This is a genomic window from Sulfitobacter sp. OXR-159, from assembly GCF_034377145.1.
GTDB lineage: Bacteria > Pseudomonadota > Alphaproteobacteria > Rhodobacterales > Rhodobacteraceae > Sulfitobacter.
In genome coordinates this window covers 1,128,804-1,154,984 of the sequence record NZ_CP139707.1, presented here as the reverse complement: position 1 = coordinate 1,154,984, position 26,181 = coordinate 1,128,804, and the positions used below count along the sequence as shown (strand labels likewise).

The 26,181-nt window shown below is 62.1% G+C and carries 24 protein-coding genes; 6 read left to right on the top strand and 18 right to left on the bottom strand.

What is annotated here, in order from left to right; genetic code table 11:
• Positions 1-34 precede the first annotated feature (34 nt).
• The 7 genes from T8A63_RS05675 to T8A63_RS05645 form a co-directional block, all read right to left on the bottom strand.
• Positions 35-334 (bottom strand): hypothetical protein, encoded by a 300-nt coding sequence (locus tag T8A63_RS05675; RefSeq protein WP_067626773.1) that lies wholly within the window; start codon positions 332-334, stop codon positions 35-37.
• Complete coding sequence (locus T8A63_RS05670) at positions 331-597, bottom strand: DUF2484 family protein (protein ID WP_067935497.1); 267 nt, start codon at positions 595-597, stop codon at positions 331-333. The genes T8A63_RS05675 and T8A63_RS05670 overlap by 4 nt, the downstream gene beginning before the upstream one ends.
• The gene (locus T8A63_RS05665) at positions 594-845 is read right to left on the bottom strand and encodes a DUF2484 family protein (protein WP_067935499.1); all 252 of its coding nucleotides are present in this window, start codon (positions 843-845) and stop codon (positions 594-596) included. Before T8A63_RS05665 ends, T8A63_RS05670 begins: the two co-directional genes overlap by 4 nt.
• Positions 842-2,260, bottom strand: coding sequence for a UDP-N-acetylmuramate--L-alanine ligase (gene murC, locus T8A63_RS05660; RefSeq protein WP_322345237.1), 1,419 nt, complete (start codon positions 2,258-2,260; stop codon positions 842-844). The genes T8A63_RS05665 and murC overlap by 4 nt, the downstream gene beginning before the upstream one ends.
• Positions 2,257-3,381, bottom strand: coding sequence for a UDP-N-acetylglucosamine--N-acetylmuramyl-(pentapeptide) pyrophosphoryl-undecaprenol N-acetylglucosamine transferase (locus T8A63_RS05655; protein WP_322345236.1), 1,125 nt, complete (start codon positions 3,379-3,381; stop codon positions 2,257-2,259). Before T8A63_RS05655 ends, murC begins: the two co-directional genes overlap by 4 nt.
• On the bottom strand, positions 3,381-4,547 hold the full coding sequence (gene ftsW / locus T8A63_RS05650; protein ID WP_067626783.1) for a putative lipid II flippase FtsW: 1,167 nt from the start codon (positions 4,545-4,547) through the stop codon (positions 3,381-3,383). Before ftsW ends, T8A63_RS05655 begins: the two co-directional genes overlap by 1 nt.
• Before the next feature lie 171 nt (positions 4,548-4,718).
• Positions 4,719-5,246 (bottom strand): peroxiredoxin-like family protein, encoded by a 528-nt coding sequence (locus T8A63_RS05645; protein ID WP_067942066.1) that lies wholly within the window; start codon positions 5,244-5,246, stop codon positions 4,719-4,721.
• Positions 5,247-5,357: 111 nt separating this feature from the next.
• Between T8A63_RS05645 and T8A63_RS05640 the strand changes: the two genes are divergently transcribed.
• A complete protein-coding gene (locus T8A63_RS05640; protein ID WP_322345235.1) occupies positions 5,358-6,533 on the top strand; it encodes an NAD(P)/FAD-dependent oxidoreductase in 1,176 nt (391 codons plus the stop codon).
• A 20-nt stretch (positions 6,534-6,553) separates the two neighbouring features.
• Here the strand turns inward: T8A63_RS05640 and T8A63_RS05635 are convergent, their stop codons facing one another.
• On the bottom strand, positions 6,554-7,645 hold the full coding sequence (locus T8A63_RS05635) for an IS630 family transposase (protein WP_067931132.1): 1,092 nt from the start codon (positions 7,643-7,645) through the stop codon (positions 6,554-6,556).
• Between the two features lie 69 nt (positions 7,646-7,714).
• A complete protein-coding gene (gene murD, locus T8A63_RS05630; RefSeq protein WP_067626789.1) occupies positions 7,715-9,115 on the bottom strand; it encodes a UDP-N-acetylmuramoyl-L-alanine--D-glutamate ligase in 1,401 nt (466 codons plus the stop codon).
• 74 nt (positions 9,116-9,189) lie between these two features.
• Between murD and T8A63_RS05625 the strand changes: the two genes are divergently transcribed.
• Positions 9,190-10,116, top strand: a complete 927-nt coding sequence (locus tag T8A63_RS05625; RefSeq protein WP_322345234.1) for a glutaminase — start codon at positions 9,190-9,192, stop codon at positions 10,114-10,116.
• Between the two features lie 4 nt (positions 10,117-10,120).
• Here T8A63_RS05625 and mraY read toward each other — a convergent pair whose 3' ends face one another.
• The 7 genes from mraY to mraZ are packed head-to-tail and all read right to left on the bottom strand — an operon-like array spanning position 10,121 to position 17,821.
• The gene (gene mraY / locus T8A63_RS05620; RefSeq protein ID WP_067626793.1) at positions 10,121-11,203 is read right to left on the bottom strand and encodes a phospho-N-acetylmuramoyl-pentapeptide-transferase; all 1,083 of its coding nucleotides are present in this window, start codon (positions 11,201-11,203) and stop codon (positions 10,121-10,123) included.
• 40 nt (positions 11,204-11,243) lie between these two features.
• A complete protein-coding gene (locus T8A63_RS05615) occupies positions 11,244-12,677 on the bottom strand; it encodes a UDP-N-acetylmuramoyl-tripeptide--D-alanyl-D-alanine ligase (protein ID WP_322345233.1) in 1,434 nt (477 codons plus the stop codon).
• Complete coding sequence (locus T8A63_RS05610; protein WP_322345232.1) at positions 12,674-14,155, bottom strand: UDP-N-acetylmuramoyl-L-alanyl-D-glutamate--2,6-diaminopimelate ligase; 1,482 nt, start codon at positions 14,153-14,155, stop codon at positions 12,674-12,676. The genes T8A63_RS05615 and T8A63_RS05610 overlap by 4 nt, the downstream gene beginning before the upstream one ends.
• 12 nt (positions 14,156-14,167) lie before the next feature.
• Positions 14,168-15,955, bottom strand: coding sequence for a penicillin-binding protein 2 (locus T8A63_RS05605; protein ID WP_322345231.1), 1,788 nt, complete (start codon positions 15,953-15,955; stop codon positions 14,168-14,170).
• Positions 15,952-16,338: a cell division protein FtsL gene (ftsL, locus tag T8A63_RS05600; protein WP_067626801.1), complete on the bottom strand. Its 387-nt coding sequence runs from the start codon at positions 16,336-16,338 to the stop codon at positions 15,952-15,954. Before ftsL ends, T8A63_RS05605 begins: the two co-directional genes overlap by 4 nt.
• A 3-nt stretch (positions 16,339-16,341) precedes the next feature.
• Entirely contained in the window at positions 16,342-17,325 is a 984-nt protein-coding gene (gene rsmH, locus T8A63_RS05595; protein ID WP_322345230.1) for a 16S rRNA (cytosine(1402)-N(4))-methyltransferase RsmH, read from the bottom strand.
• A 4-nt stretch (positions 17,326-17,329) separates the two neighbouring features.
• Positions 17,330-17,821, bottom strand: coding sequence for a division/cell wall cluster transcriptional repressor MraZ (gene mraZ, locus T8A63_RS05590; RefSeq protein WP_120351387.1), 492 nt, complete (start codon positions 17,819-17,821; stop codon positions 17,330-17,332).
• A gap of 776 nt (positions 17,822-18,597) precedes the next feature.
• Here mraZ and T8A63_RS05585 point away from each other — a divergent pair.
• Positions 18,598-19,365: a hypothetical protein gene (locus tag T8A63_RS05585; protein WP_322345229.1), complete on the top strand. Its 768-nt coding sequence runs from the start codon at positions 18,598-18,600 to the stop codon at positions 19,363-19,365.
• Between the two features lie 19 nt (positions 19,366-19,384).
• Here the strand turns inward: T8A63_RS05585 and T8A63_RS05580 are convergent, their stop codons facing one another.
• Positions 19,385-20,449, bottom strand: a complete 1,065-nt coding sequence (locus tag T8A63_RS05580) for an Mrp/NBP35 family ATP-binding protein (RefSeq protein WP_067626811.1) — start codon at positions 20,447-20,449, stop codon at positions 19,385-19,387.
• A 602-nt stretch (positions 20,450-21,051) separates the two neighbouring features.
• On the opposite strand from T8A63_RS05580, the gene T8A63_RS05575 reads away from it, so the two are divergent.
• Positions 21,052-21,264, top strand: coding sequence for a DUF1127 domain-containing protein (locus tag T8A63_RS05575; protein WP_067262642.1), 213 nt, complete (start codon positions 21,052-21,054; stop codon positions 21,262-21,264).
• 245 nt (positions 21,265-21,509) lie between these two features.
• On the opposite strand, the gene T8A63_RS05570 is transcribed toward T8A63_RS05575, so the two are convergent.
• Positions 21,510-23,927: an ATP-dependent helicase gene (locus T8A63_RS05570; RefSeq protein WP_322345228.1), complete on the bottom strand. Its 2,418-nt coding sequence runs from the start codon at positions 23,925-23,927 to the stop codon at positions 21,510-21,512.
• Positions 23,928-24,115: 188 nt separating this feature from the next.
• Between T8A63_RS05570 and T8A63_RS05565 the strand changes: the two genes are divergently transcribed.
• Positions 24,116-24,889 carry a hypothetical protein gene (locus tag T8A63_RS05565; protein ID WP_322345227.1) on the top strand — a complete coding sequence of 258 codons (774 nt, stop codon included), beginning with the start codon at positions 24,116-24,118 and terminating at the stop codon, positions 24,887-24,889.
• A gap of 122 nt (positions 24,890-25,011) precedes the next feature.
• Complete coding sequence (locus tag T8A63_RS05560) at positions 25,012-26,160, top strand: alpha-hydroxy acid oxidase (protein ID WP_322345226.1); 1,149 nt, start codon at positions 25,012-25,014, stop codon at positions 26,158-26,160.
• Positions 26,161-26,181: the final 21 nt, after the last annotated feature.

Sequence of the window (26,181 nt, the reverse complement as noted above, 5' to 3'; positions counted from 1 at the left end):
CGGACTTAGCGCATTTAACAGGCGGGGCAAACCATCAAGACGACGGCGGGTCGACGCGGCTCTCACGCCAGCGTTTCGCCACCCGCCCGGCGAGCCAGCCCAGGCCGAAACCACCCACCGCGTAGAACAGCACCGAAAGCTGTGCCAATAGCGCATGCGGCTCAAACACCCGCGCATCCAGCCCGAAGACCATCCACGATGCGTTAAGCCCAAGGCCGACCGCCAGCACGATAAAGAACCACAGCACACGGCCGCGATAACCGGTCCAGAGACAGGCGATCATCCAGATTGCGAAGACGGTCAGCAGCGCGGCAAGGGTCGGCGTCAGGGTCATTCCGCCGGGCCTTTGATCCGCCCTGCCCCTCGGCGCAGCCAGCGAATGAAATAGACCACCGGCCAGCGCAGCACCGAACAGCCCCCCGCCAGCACCAGCATGCCCAGCCATGGGCCGTGCTGCGCGGTGACGAAACCGACGATGGGGATGCCCACGGCGATCAGCAGATAGGCGCTGCGCCAGTGGAAATCCTTGCTGGGGGTCATGGCCAGAATATTGGCGATCACAAACCAAAAACAGGCGAGAACGAGAGACAGGCTCATTTCGGCAGCTCCGGTTTTTTGCCCCGCAGCCGCGCCCAGAGGTAACGCAGTGGATTGCGGAACATCGACAGGAAAGCCATCAAGGCCAATAGCGCAAAGGCCCATGAATGCGTCACGCCGATGGCGATGATCAGCACCGGTGCGGCGATCAGCAAAACCACCCCCGGCAGATATTGAGAGCGCAGCGGCAGCATGGCCACTGTCACGGCGGCGAAGACCCAAAGGATCGACAGCCACACGAGGGTCACGCAGCGGCCTCCTTGGCCGCGCGCAGCGCCTCGGGCAGGTCATTGGCCCAGCCGCTGATCGTACCCGCCCCCAGGCAGACCACCATATCGCCCGGTCGCGCCTCGCGCCGGACCAATTGCGTCAGCGCCTCGGCATCCTCGACCGCATAGGCGTGGCGATGCCCGTGCTGGATCAGCCCGGCGACCAGCCCGTCGCGGTCGGCACCGGGAATCGGCTCTTCGCCCGCGGCATAGACATCGGCGATGCCCACCACATCGGCATCGTTGAAACAGGCGCAGAATTCGTCGAAGTGATGGCTCAGGCGCGAGTAGCGGTGCGGCTGGTGCACGGCGATCACCCGCCCCTTGCTGGCCTGCCGCGCGGCTTTGAGAACAGCGGTAATCTCAACCGGGTGGTGGCCATAGTCGTCGATGATGGTGACCCCGTCCACTTCGCCCACGCGGGTAAAGCGGCGGTTCACCCCGCCAAAGCTGCCCAAGGCCGCGCGGATCTCTTCCAGCTTCATCCCTAGGTGCCGCGCCACGGTCACCGCCGCCAGCGCGTTCGAGACGTTGTGATCGCCCGGCATTGGCAGGGCGCAGTTTTCGATGACCATATCTTCGGTTTGTAGATGCACGTCGAAATGCGCCACGCCGTCCTTGTAATGCAGCCCCACGGCGCGCACATCGGCCTGCGCGTTGAACCCGTAGGTCATAACGCGACGGTCCGTCAGCTTGCCCACCAGCGACTGCACCTCAGGGTGATCGGTGCAGCAGACCGCCAGCCCGTAGAACGGGATATTGGAGACGAAATTCAAAAAGCCCTGCCGCAGCGTATCGAAGTCGCCCCAATGCTCCATATGCTCGGGGTCGATGTTGGTGACGATGGCGATGGTTGCGGGCAGCCGGTTGAAGGTGCCGTCGCTCTCATCGGCTTCGACCACCATCCATTCGCCCTGCCCCATCCGCGCGTTGGAGCCATAGGCGTGGATGATGCCGCCGTTCACGACGGTCGGGTCGATGCCGCCCGCGACCAGCAGTTCGGCCACCAAGGTGGTGGTGGTGGTTTTGCCATGTGTTCCCGCCACGGCAATGTTGGACTTAAGCCGCATAAGCTCGGCCAGCATCTCGGCCCGGCGCACGACGGGCAGACCCCGGCGGCGGGCCTCGTCCAATTCTGCATTGCCTGGTTTGATCGCCGAAGAGATCACGACCACGGCCGCCCCTTCGACATTTTCAGCCGCTTGGCCTTCGAAGATGCGCCCGCCTAGCTCGGCCAGCCGCACGGTGATCTTGGTGGTCTTCAGGTCCGATCCCTGCACCTTGTAGCCGTGGTTCAGCAGAACTTCTGCGATGCCAGACATGCCGATGCCGCCGATGCCGACGAAATGGATCGGGCCGACATCGGTCGGCAGTTTGGTGGCGGCGGCGTTCATTGGGGGTTTTCCTCTTCTGCGGGGGCCAGCGTGCCTTGGGCGGCAAGCTGTTCGACCATATCTGCCAATGTCTCGGCCGCGTCGGGTTTGCCGACCGACAACGCGGCCCGCGCCATCTGTAACGCCCCATCGGGCATCTCAAGCACCGCGAGGATTTGCTCGGTCATGATTTCGGGGTTTGCCTTGCGTTCGGGCACCATGATCGCGGCCCCGGCATTGACCAGACCGCGGGCATTGGCGCTTTGATGGTCACCTGCCGCAGCGGCAAAGGGGATCAGGATCGAAGGCCGCCCTATCACTGACAAATCCGCCACGCTGGAAGCGCCAGAGCGGCTGATCACCAGTTGCGCTTCGGACATGCGGCGCGGCACATCGTCAAAGAAGGGGCGCACATCGGCGCTGATGCCAGACTCGGCATAGTAATCCGCCACCCGCTGGCCGTCTTCGTCGCGGGCCTGATGGCTGACGCGGATGTTGCGGATCATGTTCATCGGCAGCGCGGCCAGCGCGGGCGGCACCACGTCGGACAGGATGCGCGCGCCTTGGCTGCCGCCCATCACCAAAACTTCCATCGGGTAGTCACCGGGAGGGATATAGGCGGCCCCTGCGCGGTCAAGCACAGCCGCACGCACGGGATTGCCCACATGCCAGCCCTGCACGCCCTCGGGCAGTTTCGTGGGCCAGATGCCGCAGGCCACGGCGTGCACCCGCTTGGCAAAGATTTCGTTCACCCGGCCCAGAACGCCGTTTTGCTCGTGGATCATGCGCGGCATCCGCAGCGCCCATGCAGCGCCAAGCGCGGGGATCGACGGATATCCGCCAAAACCCACCACGACCGAAGGCCGGTCGCGCAGCATATTCAGCCCCGAGCGGACCACACCAGCCGCAATGCGGAACGGCACCAGCGCCTTGGCCACCACGCCGCCCCGGGCGAAAGTGGCGCTGCTGATCTGGCTGATCTCAACCGCTTCGGGAAAGCCACCGGTATAGCGCGCGCCGCGAGCATCGGTGCTAAGCTTCACCCGCCAGCCGCGTTTCAGCATTACCTCGGCCAAAGCCTGCGCGGGAAACATATGCCCACCGGTCCCCCCGGCGGCGATGATCAGCAGTGGGGCGGCCATCAGCGGCGGCCCCGGCCCAGAATGTCGCTGATCTCACCCTGCGGGCGCGAGCGGGTAAAGGCAAGGAGCATGCCCACGGCAATGCCGCTGGCGATCACCGAAGAGCCACCATAGCTCACGAAGGGCAGGGTCATGCCCTTGGCGGGCAAAAGCCGCACTGCCACACCCATGTTAATCATCGCCTGTACTCCGAATGTGCAGGCCAGCCCGGTTCCGGCCAGCCGGATGAAGGGGTCACGCTCGCGCACCAACCGCAACAGCGAACGGACGACCACAACAGTATATAGGGCGATGATGCAGACGACCATGATAAGGCCGTATTCCTCGGCAGCGACGGCGATGATAAAATCGGTATGCGCGTCGGGCAGCGACCATTTCACCTCGCCCTCGCCCACGCCCACACCAAACAGCCCGCCTTCGCGGATGGCATTGGTGGCATAGCCAAGCTGGGTTGTCGGATCGACATCAACGCTGAGAAAGCCGTCGATACGCCGCGCGAAGTGTTCGGAGTTGGAGTAGGCAAAGGTCCCCGCCAGAACGACAAGCCCCGCCATGCCGACCAGCAGCACCATCGGCGCGCCGGCGACGAAATACATCACGCCCCAGCCAAAGAGCACAAGACAGGCCTGCCCGAAGTCGGGCTGCATCGCCAGCATGAGCACGATGGAGATACACAGCGCAAAAGACCAAGACTTACCCGGAGGGCCGTTGATCTCGGTTGCGGCGGCCATCATCCATGCGGCGGCCACCATGAAACCGGGTTTCAGAAATTCCGATGGCTGGAACGAGGCGAACCCCAGCGAATACCAGCGAGTCGCCCCCTTGCCAAAGTCGGTGCCGAAAAAGGGCAGCAGCGCCAACGCCACGAATGAAAGAACAAACCCCAGCACCGCCAAACGCCGCACCAGCGTCGGCGACATCATCGAGGTCAGCAGCATCGCCACCAGCGCCAATCCGCCAAAGAACGCCTGCCGCTGCACATAGTGAAAGGCATCAAAGCCGTTTTTCGCCGCCAAGGGCGGTGAGGCGGCGAGCCCCAAAAGCATGCCGACAGCAAACAAAATCAACACGCAGGACAAAGCCCAGCGGTCGACCGTACGCCACCATTTTGGAAGGATCGGTTCACCATCCCGTACCGGGACCGCGCCATAGACCATCTCTGTCATGGGTATCTGCCTTAACTGCCTCAACGGCCCCTTTGCGGGGTCTCATCCGGGAAGAATAGCCCGAATTTCGACATGAAGCTAGTGCATTTCACCCCAGGGCAGTGGCTGGGGTCGGCGGGGCCGTGCGGGGCCCCGCCGCTAGGCGATCAGATCACCGTATCAGGCTGCTCATCAGGCCGCCTTGTGGGTGCCGCGCACCGGGTAGCCTTTGTCGCGAACGAACTTGAGGCCGTTCAACAGCCCCTCCAACTCGGGCCGCGCGAAGGGCGCGTTAGAGATGTCGACGATCTGCAGCTTGCCTTCGTCGTTGATGACAAAGGTGGCTGGTTCGGCGAAGGGCCGGTCGGTCTCCTGCGGGCTGCGCGGGTCGGAGATATAGAGGCCAAGCTCGGCCATTTGTTCGAGGCTCAGATCATAGCCGATGGGCAGGGTCAGGTTGTCTTCTTCGGCCATGGATTTGGCCTTTTCCTCGGGGTCGCCCGAAACGGCGATCACATCCACACCGATCTCATGGAACTGGCTTTGCAGCTTCTCAAGCTGCGCAAGGTACTTTTTGCAGATCGGGCAGTGCAGCCCGCGGTAGACCACCACCAATTGCCAGTCGCGCCCCTCTTGCGGTTGGCCCAAGGTCAGCGTGCCCCCGCCGAGTTTGGCCACATCCATCTTCGGGAAATCTTGTTCTGCGGTCAATTTGGTCATCCTCTGCTCCTGTTACATTTGCGTCTGCTCCCCAACTATGACGCATCAGTGATCGGGCAACCGCTGTCACGTCTTCTTGACCGGGCCTGCGCATTCGGGCAGAGCGCGCCCATGCAAGTCGATACAGCCATCATCGGAGCCGGTGCCGCAGGCATGATGTGCGCCGCCCACGCGGGCGGGCGCGTGTTGGTGGTGGACCATGCCAAAGCGCCGGGCGAAAAAATTCGCATCTCGGGCGGTGGGCGGTGCAATTTCACCAATATGTATTGCGAGCCGCAGGCGTTTCTCAGCCAGAACCCGCATTTCGCCAAATCCGCGCTGGCGCGTTATACCCAGTGGGATTTCATCGAACTTGTCGATCGCCACGGCATCGCGTGGCATGAGAAAACGCTGGGCCAACTCTTCTGCGATACCAGCGCGAAGGAGATCATCGCCATGCTGCGCGGGCTAATGCAAAAGGCCGGAGTCGATCTGCAATTGCAGAGCAGCGCCAGCAATTTTGCAAAGGCCGATGGCCACTTCACCTTCGACCTGCAAACGCCTGATCGGACTGTAAAAGTCACCGCGTGCAACCTTGTGATCGCCACCGGTGGCAAGTCGATCCCCAAGATGGGCGCGACGGGCATCGCCTATGACATCGCGCGTCAGTTCGGCCTGAAGGTGACCGATACACGCGCCGGTCTGGTGCCTTTTACCTTTGCCGAAGGACGCTTTGCGCCGCTGGCCGGTGTGGCGACCCCTGCGCGCATCACTGCCGGGGCCACTGGCTTTGGCGAGGCGCTGCTCTTCACCCACCGTGGCCTCTCTGGCCCCGCGGTTTTGCAGGCGTCGTCCTATTGGCAAGAGGGCGAAGCGATCACGGTGAACCTTGCCCCCGAGGGCACTCTGTTGGACGCCCTGCGCGAGCAGAGGCAACTTGCGGGGCGGCGGAACTTTACCACCATCCTCGCGCAGCACCTGCCCTCGCGGTTGGTGGACTTTTTAGGCCAAGAGTTTGACCTCTCGGGCAACTTGGCGGATTGGTCCGACGCGCGGCTCATCGCCTTTGTGGAGGCGTTGCAGAACTGGCAATTGCACCCCGGCGGCACCGAAGGCTACCGCACGGCGGAAGTGACCCTAGGCGGTGTGGATACCGATGCGCTCTCGTCCAAGACCATGGCGGCGAAGGACGTGCCCGGCCTCTATTTCATCGGCGAAGCGGTGGACGTGACCGGCTGGCTCGGCGGGTATAATTTCCAGTGGGCGTGGTCGTCGGGCATGGCGGCGGCGCGGGCGATTGGCAGCTAGTGCTCTGAGTCTGACACTTCCTACCTGTTTCCGCGAGTTTCATCGAGCTTGTCCAGCGCGCGACGTTCCCGGGTGAGGATATCCTCTGCGGTTTTGGTCCATTTGAAGGGCCTTGGCTTCTCGTTGTGGTGGGCCAGATAGTCGTAGATCGCGGCCTCAAGATCATCGACGCTGGAATAGCTGCCGCGCCGGATGCGCCTTGATGTGATCTCGGCAAAGAAGCGCTCCACCAGGTTCAGCCATGACGCGCTGGTGGGCGTGAAGTGCAGCTTGAAGCGCGGATGCTTTTCGAGCCAGGCCTTTACCTCAGGCGTCTTGTGGGTGGCGTAGTTGTCGAGCACCAGATGCACATCGCGCCGCGTGGGCACAGCCTTGTCGATCTGTCGGAGGAATTTCAGGAACTCCTGCGCACGATGGCGTGGCATGCAATCGCCAATGACGGTGCCTGATTTCACATCCAGCGCAGCAAACAGCGTGGTCGTGCCATGGCGTTTGTAATCGTGCGTTACGGTCGCGGCACGGCCCTTCTTGAGCGGCAGTCCGGGCTGGGTGCGATCCAGCGCCTGGATCTGGGATTTCTCATCGACGCAGAGCACCACGGCACGGTCTGGCGGGTCGAGGTAGAGCCCGACGATATCGGTGACCTTCTCCTCGAACTTTGGGTCGTTCGAGACCTTGAACCCCTTCGTGAGATGCGGCTTCAAGCCAGCTTCTGCCCAGATGCGGCCGACGCTCGACGGCGAGATGCCCATGGCTTCGGCCATTAGCGCGCGGCTCCAGTGCGTTGCATTGGGCGGGGTTTCCTGCACCGTCTTGGCGATCACCTTCAGCCTTGTTTCCACGGGCAAAGGCGGCACCCGCGAGGGTCGCGTCTTGTCACGCTTGAGACCGGCCACGCCCTCATCGAGATACCGCTGCTGCCAGCGCCAGACCGTGGGTTTCGACGTGCCCGCGCGTCGCATAATCTCGAACGTGCCATGACCGTCCGCTGTGGCCAGGACGATCTCGGCCCGCCAGACAAGCTTGCGCGCAGTGTTGCGGTTGCTGATCAGGGCTTGAAGCTCAGTACGGTCGGCGGGGCCAAGGTAAAGGCAGATGTCATGGCGTCTCATGCCTCAAATATGGCACATCACGTTGCCGATGGGAATCTCCTGTCAGGTGGAGAACACTAGGCGCGCGGATTACTCCGAGAGTGCCTTTTGCACCTGCGCCACGAAATCCTCACCACGCCGTTCGAAATTGTCATATTGATCGAAACTCGCCGCAGCCGGGGCGAGCAGGACGACATCGCCCTCCTCCGCCTCTGCCGCCGCCCGCGCCACGGCTTTTTCCATCGTGCCGCAAACTTCGGCTTCGGTCGTCAATTGCATGGCGAAATGCGCGGCCTCGCGGCCAATGACATAGGCCTTGCGTACCGCGCCTTGGGCCTCTGCCAACCCTTTCAGCCCGCCCTCTTTCTCCAACCCGCCGCAGATCCAGCGAATGTTGCGGAAAGCGGCCAGCGCCTTGGCTGCGCTGTCGACGTTGGTGGCTTTGCTGTCGTTGACATAGCGCACGCCATGCGCCTCGGCCACGGTCTGGCTGCGATGGGGCAAGCCGCCGAAACTGTGAAACGCCGCCTCGATCACCCGCGGGGCAAGGCCAAGCGCACGGCAGGCGGCATAGGCCGCACAGGCGTTTTGATGGTTATGCGAACCCGGCAGCCCCTGAATGCTGCGCAGATCGATCGAGCCGACCTGTTTGCCACGGCGGTATTCGCTCAAGAACCCCTTTTTGGCAAAGACCTGCCAGCCGGGGCCAGAGAGTTTGGTCTCCGCACTGATGCGGATCACCCGGTCATCGCTTGGTCCCTCGCTCATTTGCCCGGCGAGGAAACGGCCCTCGGCCTCGTCCACTCCGATCACCGCGCGGTCTGGCCCGCCTTCTGAGAACAGCCGACGTTTCGCCGCGTAGTAGCCGCCCATGCCCGCGTGGCGGTCCAGATGATCGGGGCTGAGATTGGTAAAGACCGCCACATCCGGCGTTAGCGCGCGGGCAAGTTCGGTCTGGTAGCTGCTGAGTTCCAGCACCACGACCTCGCCATCAACCGCAGGGTCGAGGTCCAAGACCCCGCGCCCGATGTTGCCCGCCAGTTGGCAGGGGCGCCCAACATGCTCCAGAATATGATGGATCAACGCCGAAGTGGTGGATTTGCCGTTCGAGCCGGTCACCGCCACGACGCGCGGTGCGACATCGTAGTGATCCCATGCCAGTGTCGCAAAACTTTGGAAAAACAGGCCGATGTCATTGTCCACCGGCACGCCTGCGTCGAGGGCAGCGGCGACCACCGGGTTCGGCGCGGGGTAGAGGTGCGGAATGCCGGGGCTGACGATCAGCCGGGTGATCTTGTCGAGCGCGCCGGGGCTGTTGAGGTCAACACAAGCAAACCCCTCCCGCTCAGCCCGTGCGCGTGCTGCCGGATCATCGTCCCAGCAACTGACCTTCGCCCCGCCTGCCTGCAATGCGCGTGCCGCGCTCAGGCCAGAGCGGCCCAATCCCAGCACTGCAACCCGCGCGCCTTCCAAGCCCTGTACTGGAATCATCTGCAATCCCCTGCTACCCGTTGACCCCAGAATGGGGGCATGATGCGCCTATCACAAGCCAGAGGCCGCCCTAGATGTCCAGCCCCGCCAAACCAGACCTTTCCGATGTGTTGCCGCGTCTCAATGACATGATGCGCGAAGACGATCATTGGGGAGATGTGGCGGCTTATATTCCGCAACTCGCGAAGGTGGACCCGGCACAGTTCGGCATCGCGGTGGTGACGGCGGATGGCCAGTGCCATGTGGCGGGCGATACACAGGTGCCCTTTTCAGTACAGTCGATCACCAAGGTGTTCACACTTGCCATCGCCCTTGGCCGGTCGGGCGATCAACTTTGGCACCGCGTGGGGCGCGAGCCTTCGGGGCGGGCGTTCAATTCCATCGTGCAGTTGGAGCAAGAACAGGGCCGCCCGCGTAATCCCTTCATCAACGCTGGCGCGATCGTCACCACGGATGAAGTCTTGGGCAACCGCGAACCGCGCGAAGCACTGGCCGAGATCATGCGCTTCGTGCGCGAGGCTGCGGGCACGGACGACATTCACATCAACGACACCGTCGCCGCATCAGAGACCGATTTCGGCCACCGCAATTTCGCGCTGGCGCATTTTCTAAAATCCTACGGCAACCTCATCAACGCGCCGGAGCGGACGCTTGGCACCTACTTCCACCACTGCGCAATGGAGATGACGGTACAGCAACTTGCCATGGCGGGCCGCTTTCTGATCGAAGCGCCGGACGTGCCGCGCTTGGTCGCGCCAAGCCGCATCCGGCGGCTCAACGCGCTGATGCTGACCTGCGGGCATTACGATGGGTCGGGCGATTTTGCCTACCGCGTGGGTCTGCCGGGCAAATCCGGCGTGGGCGGCGGCATTCTGGCCATCGTCCCGGGGCGGGCCAGCATCGCGGTCTGGTCACCGGGGTTGAACCGTTATGGCAACAGCCAAAAGGGCACCGAAGCACTGGCCCTTTTGGCGCGTCACATGGATTGGTCGATCTTCTAAGCGCTTAGCGCACCTTGAGCGTCGCCAGCCCCAAGAGGGCGAGGATCAGCGAGATGATCCAGAAGCGGATCACGATCTGCGGCTCGGCCCAGCCCTTTTTCTCATAGTGGTGGTGGATCGGTGCCATCAGGAAAACCCGTTTGCCGGTGCGTTTGAAGTAAAGCACCTGCACGATGACCGAGAGCGCCTCGACCACGAAAAGCCCGCCGACGATCGCCAGCACCAACTCGTGTTTCGTGGCCACGGCAATCGCACCCAAAGCGCCGCCGAGTGCCAGCGAGCCGGTGTCGCCCATGAAGACGGCGGCAGGCGGCGCGTTGTACCACAGGAACCCGAGGCCGCCGCCGAAGAGACCGGCGGTGAAGATCAGGATTTCCCCGGTGCCCGGCACGTAATGCACATCAAGGTAATCGGTAAAATCGACCCGGCCCACGGCATAGGCAATGACGCCAAGCGCGCCTGCGGCAATCATCACCGGCATGATGGCCAAGCCATCCAGCCCGTCGGTAAGGTTCACCGCATTGGCCGAGCCGACGATGACGATGATCGCGAAGGGCACAAACAGCACGCCGAGGTTGATCAGCGTGTCTTTTAAGACCGGCAGCGCAAGTTGGTATTGCAACTCTGCCGGATGGTATTGCGCGGCCCAGTATCCGGCGATGCCCGCAATAAGAAAGCCCAGCAAAAGCCGCACCTTACCCGGCACCCCATCGGTGTTTTGCTTGCTGACCTTGGCGTGATCGTCGGCATAGCCGATGGCGGCAAAGCTCATCGTGACGAACAGCACCAGCCAGACGAAAGGATTGTCGAGCCGCGCCCAAAGCAGGGTCGAGGTCAACAAGGCCCCCACGATCAGCAGCCCGCCCATGGTGGGCGTACCGGCCTTGGCAAAATGCCCCTCGGGGCCGTCATTGCGGATCGGCTGGCCCTTGCCCTGCCGTTTGCGCAGCACTTCGATCAACGGTTTGCCGAAGAGGAAACCAAATACCAATGCCGTCAAAAACGCCCCGCCCGCGCGGAAAGTGATATAGCGAAACAGGTTAAAAAAATCGCCGCCATCCGACAGCAGCGTCAACCAATAGAGCATATATCGCGTCCTAACTCATCATGTTGGGGTTATTCGCCGATCAGGCGGTCGGGACCGGATGGCCCATTTTGCGGATGGCGTCAACAATACCGCCCAGCTTCATCGAAAGCGACCCTTTGATCAGCACGACGTCGCCGGAATCGAGACGTGCGCGGAGTCCTTGCAACATCTCTTCGGCGGTTTCCGTCCAATCGCCACGCTGGTGTTCGGGCAGGTTGTCGTAGAAGGCTTTCATCAACGGGCCGACGCAATGCACCACGTCAAGCGCGCGGGTAGCCTCCAGATCGGCCAGCCCCGCATGCAGCGCCAACGCCTCGGGGCCGAGTTCTTTCATATCGCCGACAAAAGCGATCCGCCGCCCCTTGCTGACGCGCCCGATGTCATGGGTCACTTCCGAGGCCGCCAGCACTTCAAGTGCCGCGGCCATGGAGGTCGGGTTAGCGTTATAGCTGTCGTCGATCAGCTCCAGCGCCAAATGGGTATCCACGGGGTCCAGTTGGATGCGCTCGCGCACCCCGCGTCCCGCATAGGGCGACCAGCGGCCCAGCGATTGCACCGCCAGCGCCCGATCCGCGCCAAGCGCTTCGGCCACCGCCAGCGCGCCAAGCCCGTTCATCGCAAAATGCCGCCCCGGTGTGTCAATCTTGAAGATCAGCGGCGCGCCTTCGACCTCGGCTTGGGCCACGGTGGCATCGCCCTGCACTTTGACCTCGCCCAGCTTGTAGTGGTGGCCCGCTTGGCCAAAGGTGGTTTCGCGCAGGCCCCGTTCCAGTGCCTTGTCGAGCACGATATCGCTATGTTCATGGTCGGCGTTAATCACCGCCACGCCGCCTGGTTCCATGCCATCAAAAATGCTGGCCTTTTCCACCGCGATGGCGGCGACATCCTTGAAGGCTTCGAGGTGGACGGCAGCGACATTCGTGACCATCGCCGCATCGGGCCGCGCCTGTTTGGCGAGGGGTGCAATCTCTCCGGGGTGGTTCATGCCAATTTCGATCACCGCGTAATCGGTATCGCGCGGCATCCGTGCCAGCGTCAGCGGCACGCCCCAGTGGTTATTGTAGCTGTCGACGCTGGCATGCGCCCGGCCCTGATCGCCGAAGATCGCCAGCAGCATTTCCTTGGTCGAGGTTTTGCCGACGCTGCCCGTCACCGCCGCGACCTTGGCCTGCGGACCCAGACGCCCACGCCCTGCCCGGCCCAACGCCTCAAGCGCGGTCTGTACGTCTTCGACGATCAGCAGCGGCGCATCCTCGGCGACGCCTTCGGGCAGATGGGTCACAAGCGCGGCAGCCGCCCCTTTGTCGAGCGCTTGGGCCACGAACTCATGCCCGTCCCGCGCGGCCTTGAGGGCCACGAAGAGATCGCCGGGCTGCAAGGTCCGCGTGTCGATCGACACACCGTTGCAGGCCCAATCGCCCTGCGCGCGGCCCCCCGTGGCTTCCGCCGCTTCTGTCGCTGTCCAAAGGCTCATGCCAATCTCCCGTCCAGTGCCGCCACGGCCACGCTGGCCTGTTCTACATCGTCAAAGGGCAGCACGTCGTCACCAACGGTCTGCCCGGTTTCATGGCCCTTGCCCGCGATCAACAGCGCGTCGCCTGGCTCCAAAGCATCGACGCCGCGCAGGATTGCCTCGGCGCGGTCGCCGACCTCCATCGCATCGGGCGCGCCGTCCAGTACAGCGGCGCGGATGCTGGCCGGGTCTTCGCTGCGCGGGTTGTCGTCAGTCACGATGACCATATCCGCATTTTCTGCCGCTGCCTGCCCCATCAAGGGGCGCTTGGCCCGGTCCCGGTCCCCACCCGCGCCGACGATGGCAACGAGCCGTCCCATCACATGCGGGCGCATGGCCGAGAGGGCAGTGGCCACGGCATCGGGCGTATGGGCGTAATCGACAAAAACCGCCGCGCCATTGTCGCGCGTGGCGGCAAGCTGCATCCGGCCTCGGACAGTGGTGAGATGCGGCAGCGTGTCGAAAACCTCTTGCGCATCAGCACCGCAGGCGATCACCAACCCGGCGGCCAGCAACACGTTATCGCCCTGAAAACCACCGATCAGATTAAGCCGCTTTTGATAGGTCTTGCCGCGCCATGTGAAGCGCAGGTCTTGCCCGGTTGCGTCGAAACGCTGGCCCTGCAAATGCAGATCGCCCCCGTCCCGGCCCACGGTGATTACCTCACAGCCGCGCGCGCGGGCGATTGCGGCGATGTCGACGCCTTTTTCGTCGTCAATATTGACCACTGCGGTGCCGTCTTCGGACAAAACGCGGGCGAAAAGCGCGGCCTTTGCGGCGAAATAGGCCTCGAATGTTTCGTGATAATCAAGGTGGTCTTGGGTGAAGTTGGTGAACCCCGCCGCCTTGAGCGTCACCCCGTCCAAACGGCGCTGGTCAAGCCCGTGGCTTGATGCCTCCATCGCCGCATGGGTGATGCCGTTCTGTGCGGCCTCGGCCAGCGTGCGGTGCAGGGTGATCGGCTCGGGCGTGGTATGCGCCAGCGGTGCGGCCCATGCGCCCTCGACCCCGGTGGTGCCAAGGTTCACGGCAGGCAATCCCATCTCAACCCAAATCTGGCGCACAAAGGTCGAGACCGAGGTTTTTCCGTTGGTGCCAGTCACGGCAATCATCGTGGCGGGCTGGCCGCCGAACCACAGAGCCGCCGTCCGCGCCAGCGCTTCGCGCGGGGAGTCGGAGACCACCAGCGCCGCGTCAGAGCCCGCCAATTCCTCGGCGGCGAGTTTGGCCCCTGCTGCGTCGGTCAGCACCGCCGCCGCGCCCATCCGCAGGGCGTATTGAATGAACTCTGCCCCATGCACACGGCTGCCCGGCATGGCGGCGAAGAGCGTGCCTTCGCGGACCTCACGGCTGTCCACGGCGATCCCGGTGATCATGGGGTTGGCCCCCGCCCGCGCTGTCAGCCCGAGGGAGGAAAGGGGTACGGCCCGGTCGGTCATAGAGATGTCTTTTCAGTTGCTGCTGGTCAGCGTTAGCACAGCGTCGTTCACCGGTTCAACAGCGGGGCGCAGGCCCAGCAAAGGCGCGATGCGGCGGACCATCTCGGCGGCCACGGGCACGGCTGTCCAACCCGCCGTGCGGCGTGGTTTCGGCCCAGAGGTTTCCACCGGTTCGTCCAAGGTGACGATCAGCACATATTTGGGATTATCAATCGGGAAGATGCTGGCGAATGTGTTGATCACCTTGTCATCGTAATAGCCCCCGGTGGGCTTTGGTTTGTCCGCCGTGCCAGTCTTGCCCGCGATCTGATAGCCGGGCACCTCGGCAAAGCTCGCCGTGCCATCGGTGACGACCTTGCGCAGTATATTGCGGGCCTGTGCTGCAGTCTCTTCCGACATGACGCGGGGGCCGAGCTGGGGGGCGGATTGTTTCAGCAGCGTGGGCTTCACCACGCGCCCGCCGTTGGCGATGGCTGCATAGCCTGCGGCAAGGTGCATCGGCGTGCTCGACAGGCCGTGTCCATAGGAGATTGTCACGCTCGACAATTCGGTCCAGCGGCTTGGCAACAACGGCTTCCCGCCCGAGGCTTCGACGATCTCAAAGGGGGTTGGTTCAAAGAAACCAAGGCTTTTGAGGAACTCTTGCTGCCGCTCGATGCCGATTTCCAGCGCCATCCGGCCTGTGCCCCGGTTCGAGGAATGCACGATGATATCGGCGACGCTCAGCTTGCCGTAGTTCTTGTTGCGGAATTCACCGATGCGGAAACCGCCAACCTTCATCGGGCCAGAGGTGTCGATGATCGTGTCGGCGTTGAACAGGCCCAACTCCACCGCCTGAGCTGCCGCAAAGATTTTGAAGGTCGAGCCGAGCTCGTAAACCCCCTGCACCGACCGGTTAAACAGCGGGCTGTCAGACGCATCGCCTTGGGTCAGCGGACGGGGGCGGTTGTTGGGATCGAAATCAGGCAGCGACGCGACAGAGATCACTTCGCCGGTGTGGACATCCATTAGAATGCTCGTGGCACCCTTGGCGTTCATCAGCTTCATGCCGCCATAGAGCACCCGCTCAGATGCCGCTTGCACGGTCAGGTCGAGCGACAGCTCCAACGGTTTCGCGCCATTGGCCGGGTCGCGCAGGTAGTCGTCGAAATATTTCTCGGCCCCCGCGACGCCGATCACCTCGGCGGCGTGGACGCCTTCCTTGCCATAGCTCGCCCCGCCGAGCACATGTGCGGCCAGCGAACCGTTTGGATAAAGGCGCATGTCGCGCGGTGCGAACAGCAGCCCCGGATCGCCGATGTCATGCACGGCCTGCATTTGCTCAGGGCTAATTTTCTTTTTGATCCACAGGAACTTACGCTTGCCCGTGAAATCCTTGATCAGACGCTCTTCATTGAGGTCTGGAAAGATTTTGACCAACTTTTTGGCCGCCACTTCGGGGTCGATCAGATGGCGCGGCTGCGCGTAGAGCGCGTGGGTCTCAAAGTTCGTCGCCAGCAGGTTGCCGTTGCGGTCTGTGATGTCGGCGCGCGAGGCCGAGATCACGGCCCCCGGCGCGTGGCCGCGCGGCTCGGACGGCTCAGACATCGCCAAAAGACCCATGCGCCCGCCGATGACGGTGAAAGCACAAAGGAAACAGACGCCCAGCACCAAAAGCCGTCCCTCGGCACGCATCCGGGCCTTGTCGCGCATCTGCTCATGGCGGATGCGTTTGTTCTCACGCTCAATCGCGTCGGGGTTTTCGCCCTTTTCGCGGGCGTCGAGGATACGGGCCAGTGGGCGCAGCGGGGTGCGGATCATTCAAAGTCCTCCTCGGACTCATCCGCGCCGGTAAGCGCGTCGTAATTCATGGTCGAGACATCCACAGGATCGGTGATCGGCAGCAGTTCAGACGGCGGCTGCGGATAGGCGACCTGATCGACCTGACCGAACTGGCCGGGATGCAGTGGCAACAGGCCGAGGCGGTCAAAGTTCAGGTCGGCCAGATCGCGCAACCGGTCGGGGCGGTTTTGGAACGCCCATTCGGCGCGCAGGACGGCCAGACGGGCATGGGTGGCGCGGATATTGGCATGCAGCCTGTCGGCATCGCTCAGCGCCTGCTGGGTCGCGTAATTCTCGCGGTAGGCCCAGAAGGCCAGTCCAACCACGGCAATAGTGGTGAGGATATACATCACCGTGCGCATCTCTCAGATCCCCCTGACCATCGGCATGCCGATGGATTTCGCGTCAATCTCGCCACTGGGCGCATCGGTGCGCGTGGCGACCCGTAGTTTGGCCGAACGGCTGCGCGGGTTTTCGTCCAATTCCTGCGCATCAGGCCCGATTGCCTTGCGGGATTTGAGTGTAAACTGCGGCGGCGCCTGTTCAAGCGCCGGGGCAAAACGGTTAGCATTGCCCCCGGCCCCTGCCCGCGCGGTGAGGAAGCGTTTGACCATGCGGTCCTCGACCGAATGAAAGGTCACCACGGCCAGTTTCCCGCCCGGCTTTAGCGCGCGCTCTGCAGCCATAAGCCCTTGGAACAGCTCGCCATATTCATTGTTCACCGCGATGCGCAGCGCTTGGAAGCTGCGCGTGGCGGGATGGCTTTGACCCGGCTTGGAGCGTGGCAGGCAGCCTTCGACCAGTTTGGCCAATTCCAATGTGGTGGTGATCGGCGCGTCTTCTCGGGCGCGGACAATCGCCTTGGCGATCCGGCGGGAGGCGCGTTCTTCGCCGTATTGGAACAGGATATTGGCGATGATCTCTTCTTCGGCCTCATTGACCAGATCGGCTGCCGAGGGGCCATCTTGGCTCATCCGCATGTCGAGCGGGCCATCCTTCATAAAGGAGAACCCACGCTCGGCCTGATCAAGCTGCATCGAAGAAACGCCGAGGTCCAGCACCACCCCATCAAGATCTTGGGCATATTCATCCATGCGCGAGAAGACGCCCTGCTGCATGGTGATGCGGTCGCCATAGTCGCCCGCCCATTCCGCTGCCATCTCGAACGCCAGAGGGTCACGGTCCACCGCGATCACACGCGCGGCGCCGGCTTCTAGAAAACCACGGGTGTAGCCGCCCGCGCCAAAGGTACCATCAAGCCAGACCCCTTCCACGGGCGCCACGGCGCTCAGGATAGGACGCAGCAGAACGGGGGTGTGAGGGGCGGAAGGGTTAGAGGCAGCAACCATTCCGTCAGACCTCCATATCACCATCAAGGAACGAGAGCGGGTCGACATCGTCGGGCAGCTCTTGCTGCCAGGATTCTTCCTCGGTCTCGTAGGTTTCGGGCTTCCAAATCTGGAAGGTGTCACCGGCAGCGATAAAGAACGCCTCGCCGTTGAGTTCAATTTTGTTGCGCAGCTTGGCAGGCAGCACCAAACGGCCTGTCTCATCTACCGTGGTCGGGAAAGACTGGCCGTGGAACAGACGCTGCAGCGCCTTACGCTGCATGGAGCCACGGGGCATGCGGTCGATCTTGGCGTCGACCTCTTCGATGGCTTCCATGGTATAGCATTCAAGGTAGTTGCGGCGCTGGTCGCCATAAACAATGACCAATTCGGGATTGTCGCCGTTTTTCCAGTTCGGGTCGCCAGCCTCCAACACACGCCGAAAAGAGGCTGGGATAGACACCCGCCCCTTCGTATCGACCTTGTGGTGGCTTTCGCCTCTGAACCTGCGGCTCACGTTCTGTCCCTGCCTCTTGCGCCTTTGCGCTTAATTCGTTTTTTCGTCTTTCTGCCCTGCCCCGGAAATGGAAACGGCGGGTTGATCCGCTGCCACTGATCAACCCGCCGCCCACGTCCCGCAGCTTGGCGGGGGAAGTCCGACTGCGCGCGCCACCTGGGGGGATGTCTGCTCGCTCGCGCGCCGGATCTCTTTGGTCTGATGAAAGCGAGGTGCCTGTATGAAACCTGCTAGGTTTTGATTGTTTTTGGGGTCGTTTGCTGCCCCGTGTCCCGCTCTCATCCGATGCACTAGGGATGCCATGGGAATTGATGGGCGTCTACATATTTTTTGGAAATATGCCCAATATTTTGTTTTGCACAGGCTGTGGGAACAACATCTGGTATAACTTTTTGAGCGGAAAATGGCTTAATTTGAGATCCTTTGGACCTCAAACACAATATCTTGTTAATGAATTGCGGGCTGCACAATATCCCACAGTTTCCCACTAAAATTTGCGCACATAGTTATCCACAGAGCGTGTTCGTTGCCTGTTCCGCAGAACGCCAACCGAACCCCAAGAATGCACGCCAAGTCCCATGCCCGCGAATCGGCAGAACCCGCCAATAGCACAAGGGGTGCCCATAATTTCCCAGACTTCCCATGCATTCCCGCGACTTTTCCCATGACGTCCCAACCGCCCACGCTTTCCCAGCCCGAAGCTCCCCTCGACCGACTGCATCTTGCCCTTTCGTCCTACCCACCCCATGTAGTGCCGCAAAATGAGGGAGTGCATCATGATCCAAGCTACGGCTCTATTCACCCACGCGCTGAACATGCTGTTTCACGCGCCCTCCACCACGCTGCGGGTGATCCTGCCCGCGGTGCTTTGGGTGATGGGTGCTGCCGCCGTGGCGGGTGTGCTGGCCGGAGATGCGCTTGGAGCGATGGATCAGGTGATCGACAACGCCGCGCCGCCCCCCACGGATCAACTCTTGATCCTGATTGCCTGCGGGCTGGCCGGCATACTTGGCTATGCGCTGATGGCCATTCTCTGGCACCGCTATGTATTGCTTGGCCATGGCGGGACCGACCTGCGCCCCGGCGCGCGTCTGTTCGGGGCCTATGTCTGGCGGGCCATCGTTCTGGGCTTCGTCCAGTTTCTTGCGGCCCTTCCCATAGGCCTCGCCATGCTGCTTTTGGGCGGGCTGACCGGGTCGAGCCCGGCGGCGCTGCTCTTGATCGGCCTGGTGGCGGGCGTGGCCTTCCTATGGCTGGCGCTGCGGCTCAGCCTGGTATTGCCCGCCGCCGCCTTGGGGCACGTTATGTCAGTGCGCGAAAGCTGGCGCGCGACGGAACCGCTGGCAAGCACGCTCTGGGCACTGGCCGTATTACTGGCAGTGGTGAATACGTTGTTGGGCGTGATCGCAAGCATACTGCCGCCCGCCGAACCCGGCCTGCGCCTGATGCTGGATTCAGCGATCTACCTTATAGAGGGGCTGGTTTTCGTCTCGATGCTGACGACACTCTATGGTCATCTGGTCGAAGGGCGCGAGCTGGGGTAGCCGCCCGCGCCACCCCGTTTCAGGCCATTCCGCCGTCGATCAGACCCCGCGCAAGACGCGCATAGGCGTCGGCCATCGGCCCTTCGCCCGCGGCGATCGGCGTGCCGTGGTCCCCCGCCAGACGGGTGTCCAGATCAATCGGCAGGCTGCCCAGCAGCGGCACCCCCATCTTGTCGGCCTCTGCCGCCACACCGCCATGGCCAAAGATCTCATGCTGAGAACCGCAATCGGGGCAGACGAATGTCGACATATTCTCGATCAGGCCCAGCACGGGGGTCTTCAGCGTCGCGAACATGTCCAGCGCCTTGCGCGCGTCGATCAGGGCCACATCCTGCGGTGTGCTGACCACGATCGCGCCCGACAGCTCGGACTTGGTGCAGAGCGTCAACTGCACGTCACCCGTACCGGGCGGCAGATCGACAAGCAGCACGTCCAGCTCGCCCCACTCCACTTGCCCCAGCATCTGCTGCAGCGCGCCCATCAGCATCGGCCCGCGCCAGACCACGGCCTTGCCCTCTTCCAACATAAAACCAATCGACATCATGGTCACGCCATGGGCCTGCAGCGGAATGATCGTTTTGCCGTCGGGGCTGGCAGGGCGTTTATTCACCCCCATCATGCGCGGCTGGCTGGGACCGTATATATCTGCGTCAAGCAGACCCACCTTGCGCCCCGCCCGCGCCAGCGCCACCGCGAGGTTGGAACTGACGGTTGATTTCCCGACCCCACCCTTGCCCGAGCCGATGGCAAGGATGCGCTTCACGCCACTGGGCTTCATCGGCCCCTCTTGCGGTTTGGGGTGCCCACCAATCTTGAGACTGGGCGCTTTCGGGGCGGGGCCATGGGCGGTCAGGGCAACCGATACATCACCTACCCCGGGCAAATCGCGCACCACCTGCTCTGCGGCGTCACGCAGGGGGGCCATCTGGCGCGCGACATCGGCGTTGGGCGCTTCGATGACGAATCGCACTTTATCGCCTTCGACGACCAGCGCGCGGACCAGATCATGGGACAGCAGGCTTTTCCCGTCGGGCAGTTGCACCCGCGCCAGCGCCGCTTCGACTTCTGCTTTGGTCACAGACATGCGCAAATTCTCCTCTATTACTGCTTCTGAAATGGCAGGTTCTGCGCCAAGCGCAAGGGGACGGCCATTTTTGCATAGGGATGAGGCGGAATGCCCAAGGATTACGCAGGGGTACCATGTTTTCGCCGCATAGCAGCATTGCAAAAAGAAATATTGTGCACTCGCAGCAATTAGCGCTAACTTAGGTTCATAGGCAGGGCCAAGCGCCCCGCTTTCGGAAAGACCAGACACATTCATCCTCCTCCCGAATGTGTCTGATTTGACCAAGACTTGGATGCATCCCTCCTCCTCCCGGATGCAGCTGAGTTTGGAAAGACCAGACGCTTCCATCCTCCTCCCGGATGTGTCTGTAATTGGCGGCGACATCTACCTCCTCCCAGATGTCGTCGCCCCCTTTTCCCACTCCACCCCCATATGACAGTTTTATGACGTTGCGCCGTTTCGCCGCAGGATCAAAACCGTTTCTAATCAATAAGTTGCGCCAATCCAAACCTATGCGATTTCTGCATAGCGGCATTGACTTTATGCCCGTTGTGCAAATGCAGAAAGAGCGTAAATAGCACGCAACGAGATGATTAACCGATGAAAAAAGAGGCGCCGAAATGGCTTACATGAACACAACAACCGCAAACACAACTTCCGTCTTCGCCCGTATCGGCGGCGCATTCGAAGCACTGGCAACCCGCTACAAACAGCACCGTCTGTACCGTGAAACTTTCGACGGTCTGAGCGCGTTGAGCAACCGGGAACTGGCCGACCTTGGCCTGAGCCGTTCCGAACTGCGCCGCGTCGCATGGGAATCTTCCCGCGGCTAAGCAGAGATAGAGATCGGACGTCAGAACCCCTCCCTGTTCTGCCGTCTGAAAGTCGGGGTGCGCGTCACCTTCCTCCTCCCTGAATGAGGCGGACCCCGCAAGGAGACCCGAAGCCGACCCTCCCTCGACGCTTCGGGCCGACATAGAAACGGCGGCACCTTCCTCCCAAGGTGTCGTCGTTTTTGTTTTTAAGGCCTTGTTTAGACGGGCTTTTGACAGCCTCGCCATAGCGGTACAACGGCGCTTTAGAACGGCACGTCGTTACCACCGGTCAGAAAACGCGACACGACCTTCTTGGTCCCGGCCTTTTCAAATGCGACTTCCATCTTGTCGCCCTCCATACCAATCACCTCGCCATAGCCGAATTTATCGTGGAAAACGCGCTCACCCATTTCAAAGGCAGCGATCGCCTGCATGTCGATCGTGACATTTCGGCTTTCGCGCGGCTGGCTGGTGCCCCGCGCCCCGCTGCGCGATTGCAGGCGTTTCCAGCCCGGAGAGTTATAGACATTCGCGCTTGCCGCGCGGTCATGCAGGTCGGATTGCGGCATCGCGGCGCCGAACCCACCACCGTAAAGCCCCGGCGGGGTCAGCACATCCACATGTTCTTCGGGCAGCTCATCAATGAAACGCGACGGCATCGCGTTTTGCCACTGGCCGAAGACCCGGCGATTGGCAGCGAAAGAGATCGTACAAATCTGCTCGGCGCGGGTGATGCCGACATAGGCCAGCCGCCGCTCCTCTTCGAGCCCTTTTAACCCGCTTTCATCCATCGAGCGCTGCGAGGGGAACAATCCATCTTCCCAACCCGGCAGGAAAACCATAGGGAATTCCAATCCCTTGGCCGCATGAAGCGTCATGATCGAGACCTTCTCGCCATCGCCCTCCTGTTCATTGTCCATGATCAGGCTGACATGTTCGAGGAAGCCTTGCAGGTTCTCGAACCCCTCCAAGGCTTTGACGAGTTCCTTGAGGTTTTCCAGCCGTCCCGGCGCTTCGGGCGTTTTGTCATTCTGCCACATGCCGGTATAGCCGCTTTCGTCGAGAATCATTTCGGCCAGTTCAACATGAGAGACCTCGGGCGGGCCGTAGTCGACCCGCAGCGGCGCCGCGCCATCATCAAGTACCGAGTCGTCTTCGCTGATCTCGATCCGCGGGCCTTGCAGCATTGCTGCCCAACGGTCGATCCCGTCAATCAACAGCCGCAGTTGTGCTGCCCCTTTGCCGCTGATCCCCCCGTGTGCCAAGAGAATTCGCGCCCCTTCGACAAGGTTCACCCCATGTTCGCGCGCGGTGCGCTGGATTTTCTGCTGCGCCTTTTCACCCAAACCGCGCTTTGGCGTGTTCACGATCCGCTCAAAGGCCAGATCATCGTCGGGGCTGGTGACTACGCGGAAATAGGCCATGGCATCGCGGATTTCCAAACGCTCATAGAATCGGGGGCCACCGATCACCTTGTAGGGCAAGCCGATGGTCAAAAACCGGTCCTCAAAGGCGCGCATCTGATGGCTTGCCCGGACCAGAATCGCCATATCGTCCAGCGAGAACGGGCTGAGCCCCCTTGTGCCGCGCTGTGCGGATTCGATCTCATCCCCGATCCAGCGCGCCTCTTCCTCACCATCCCAATGGCCGATCAGGCGCACCTTTTCGCCCTCGGTCTCTTCGGTCCACAGGGTCTTGCCCAACCGCCCCTCATTGCCCGCGATCACGCCTGACGCGGCGGCCAAAATATGCGGGGTCGAGCGGTAATTCTGCTCGAGCTTCACCACATGGGCGCCGGGGAAATCCGTCTCAAACCGCAGGATGTTGCCCACCTCGGCCCCGCGCCAACCATAGATCGACTGGTCGTCGTCACCGACGCAACAAATATTCTTGTGCCCCTGCGCTAGCAGCCGCAGCCACAGGTATTGGGCCACGTTGGTATCCTGATATTCGTCGACGAGGATATATTTGAACCAGCGCTGATACTGGGCCAGCACATCCGGGTGCGCCTGAAAAATCGTCACCATATGCAGCAGCAGATCACCGAAGTCGGTGGCGTTCAGTTCAACCAGACGGCGTTGATATTGCGCGTAAATCTCCGGCCCACGGTGGTTATAGGCCCCGGCATCCGCACTTGGAACCTTATCGGGGGTCAGGGCGCGGTTCTTCCAGCCGTCGATGATCCCCGCCAGCATCCGCGCGGGCCAGCGTTTGTCGTCGATCCCCTCTGCGGCGACCAACTGCTTAAGCAAACGCAGCTGGTCATCCGTATCGAGGATCGTGAAATTGCTTTTCAGCCCCACCAATTCCGCATGGCGCCGCAGCAGCTTGACGCAGATCGCGTGGAACGTGCCCAGCCACGGCATCCCCTCCACCTGCTGGCCTAGCATCTGACCCACGCGGTTCTTCATCTCCCGCGCGGCTTTGTTGGTGAAGGTGACCGCCAACACCTCATGCGGCCGTGCGCGCCCGGTGTTGAGCAGATGCACGATTCGCGCCGTCAGCGCCCGCGTTTTACCAGTGCCCGCCCCGGCAAGCATCAACACAGGGCCGTCCAATGTCTCGACCGCCGCACGCTGGGCGGGATTCAACCCCTCCAGATAAGGCTGCGGGCGCGCAGCCATGGCGCGGGCGGACAGGGAAGCGCCCTCAAAGGCGTCCATTTCGTCAAAATCACTCATGCCCACAATCTAGCGCGTCCGCGATACGAGATAAAGAGACGTTCCGCAAATGTTCCTTCGAAAGACTATTAGGCGTCATGGGGCGGGAGCGCAATGACCGGGAATTTCAAATGCAGGGCAAATCTTTACCCGTTGATAATGCTTTGGGGCCAATGTGATGACACAACGACAAACGAGAGGAACCGCTCATGTTCAGAAATGATGATACTTCGGTACTGCGCCGAGAGATTGACCGGTTCAAGCTGCCGATGTTCATTGCGGAATTGAACGCCGACAGCGGGCACTTCGAACTTCTTGCCCTAAACACCGCCCATGAAGCGCACAGCGGCATGGTGATGGATGAGGTGATAAACCGCCCCCTGCACAGTTTAATGCCCTATGAAGAGGCTGAGGCGGTCAATGAACGCTATGCGCGCTGCGTCTCAAACGCAGGTCAAATCCGCTACCGTGAGATGCTGCATATGCCGCGTGGGCCGCTGATCTGGGACACCACGCTGCATTATATCCAGTCTTACCGCGGCATTGATCGGGTTGTGGGCAGCGCCATTGTCGTTGAACGGGTGCAACGGGATAACCGCGATACCCTCGCTTTTGAGGATGTGCGCTATTTCGCGGCGACCTCTTCGTTCAAACTCGAACAAATTTCGACGGTGCTGGATGCCGCTGAGAAAGGGTTGATCGACCCGGCGAAACTCACCGGATCGGCGGGAATGCTGGCCGGGCTTTGCCGCGCCATCGACAGCACCATGCAAGAGCTCCGGTCGATCGCGCAGGAACGTCTGGATGCCGAGGCGTCCCCGACCCTGCATTTGATCGATATGGATGGGGGGACCAACGGCGACAGCGATGAAATCGAAGCGGCCATCGCAGCACTTGTGGATATGGCCGGCAATCTACCCACCGCACCGAACCGTAAGATCAGCGAAGCAGCACCGCTCGCCCGGTCAGTTTTCCGCCAGTAAGCCGGCGGGCGGCAAACCACGCCGCCCGCGCGGCGCCCTTACGCCGACGGCGGGGCGCCGGCTCGATCTCCGCGCTTCTTCTCTATCTGGACAATCCGTAACCCTTTGGCGCAAATGCCGCCATGGACCTACATGCAACCTATCCCGCCCTATCGGACCTGCGCAGCCGCGCGCAATCGCGCCTGCCTAAATTCGTTTGGGAATACCTTGATTCCGCGACCGGGACCGAGGCCACCAAACACCGCAACCGCGCGGCCTTGGACCGTGTCGGGCTCATGCCATCGGTGTTGCACGGTGAATTCTCCCCCGATCTCAGCGTTGAGTTGATGGGGCAAAAGCTGCCCCTGCCCTTCGGAATGTCCCCTTTGGGCATGTCCGGCCTGATCTGGCCCGATGCCGAAGCACACCTTGCCCGCGCGGCGGATCGGGCGGGCATTCCCTTTGGCCTTTCCACTGTGGCCGCCACAAGCCCCGAAGATGTTGCACCCCATCTGGGCGCGCATGGTTGGTTCCAACTCTACCCCCCGCGCGACCCCGAGATTCGCACCGACATGCTGGCCCGCGCCAAGGCCGCGGGTTTTACCACACTGGTCCTCACCGTCGATGTTCCAGTGGCCTCGCGCCGTGAGCGGCAGACCCGCTCTGGCCTGACCAGCCCGCCCAAGCTTACCCCCCGCCTGATGGCACAGGTGGCGATGCGGCCCGCGTGGGCCATGGGCATGGCGCGGCGTGGCCTGCCCCATATGAAGATGCTCGATAAATATACGGAAGGCACGGCCAGCGCGAACCTACCGCCAACCGCCCATGTCGGCTATCTGCTGCGCACCGCGCCCGATTGGGACTATCTGCACTGGCTGCGCGCCCATTGGGATGGCCCGCTGGTGATCAAAGGTGTCTTGCGCCCAGAAGATGCGACCGCCCTAGAGAAAGCCGGCGCGGATGCGATCTGGGTCTCGAACCACGCGGGCCGTCAGTTCGACGCAGCCCCGGCCAGCGCCGAGGCGCTGCCCGCCATTCGTGCGGCCACGAAACTGCCGGTGATCTTTGACAGCGGCGTGGAATCGGGTCTCGACATTCTGCGCGCCTTCGCGCTCGGCGCGGATTTCGTCATGCTGGGCCGGGCTTTCCACTTTGCCCTCGCCGCACTCGGGCCCCGCGGGGTTGATCACCTGATCGATCTGCTCGCGCGCGATCTTACTGCCAATATGGGGCAGTTGGGCGCAGGCAACCTGCGCGACCTGCCCGCCCCCTTCGATCTCTCGCCGCTCTGATCGGAAAGCTTGCAGAAATGT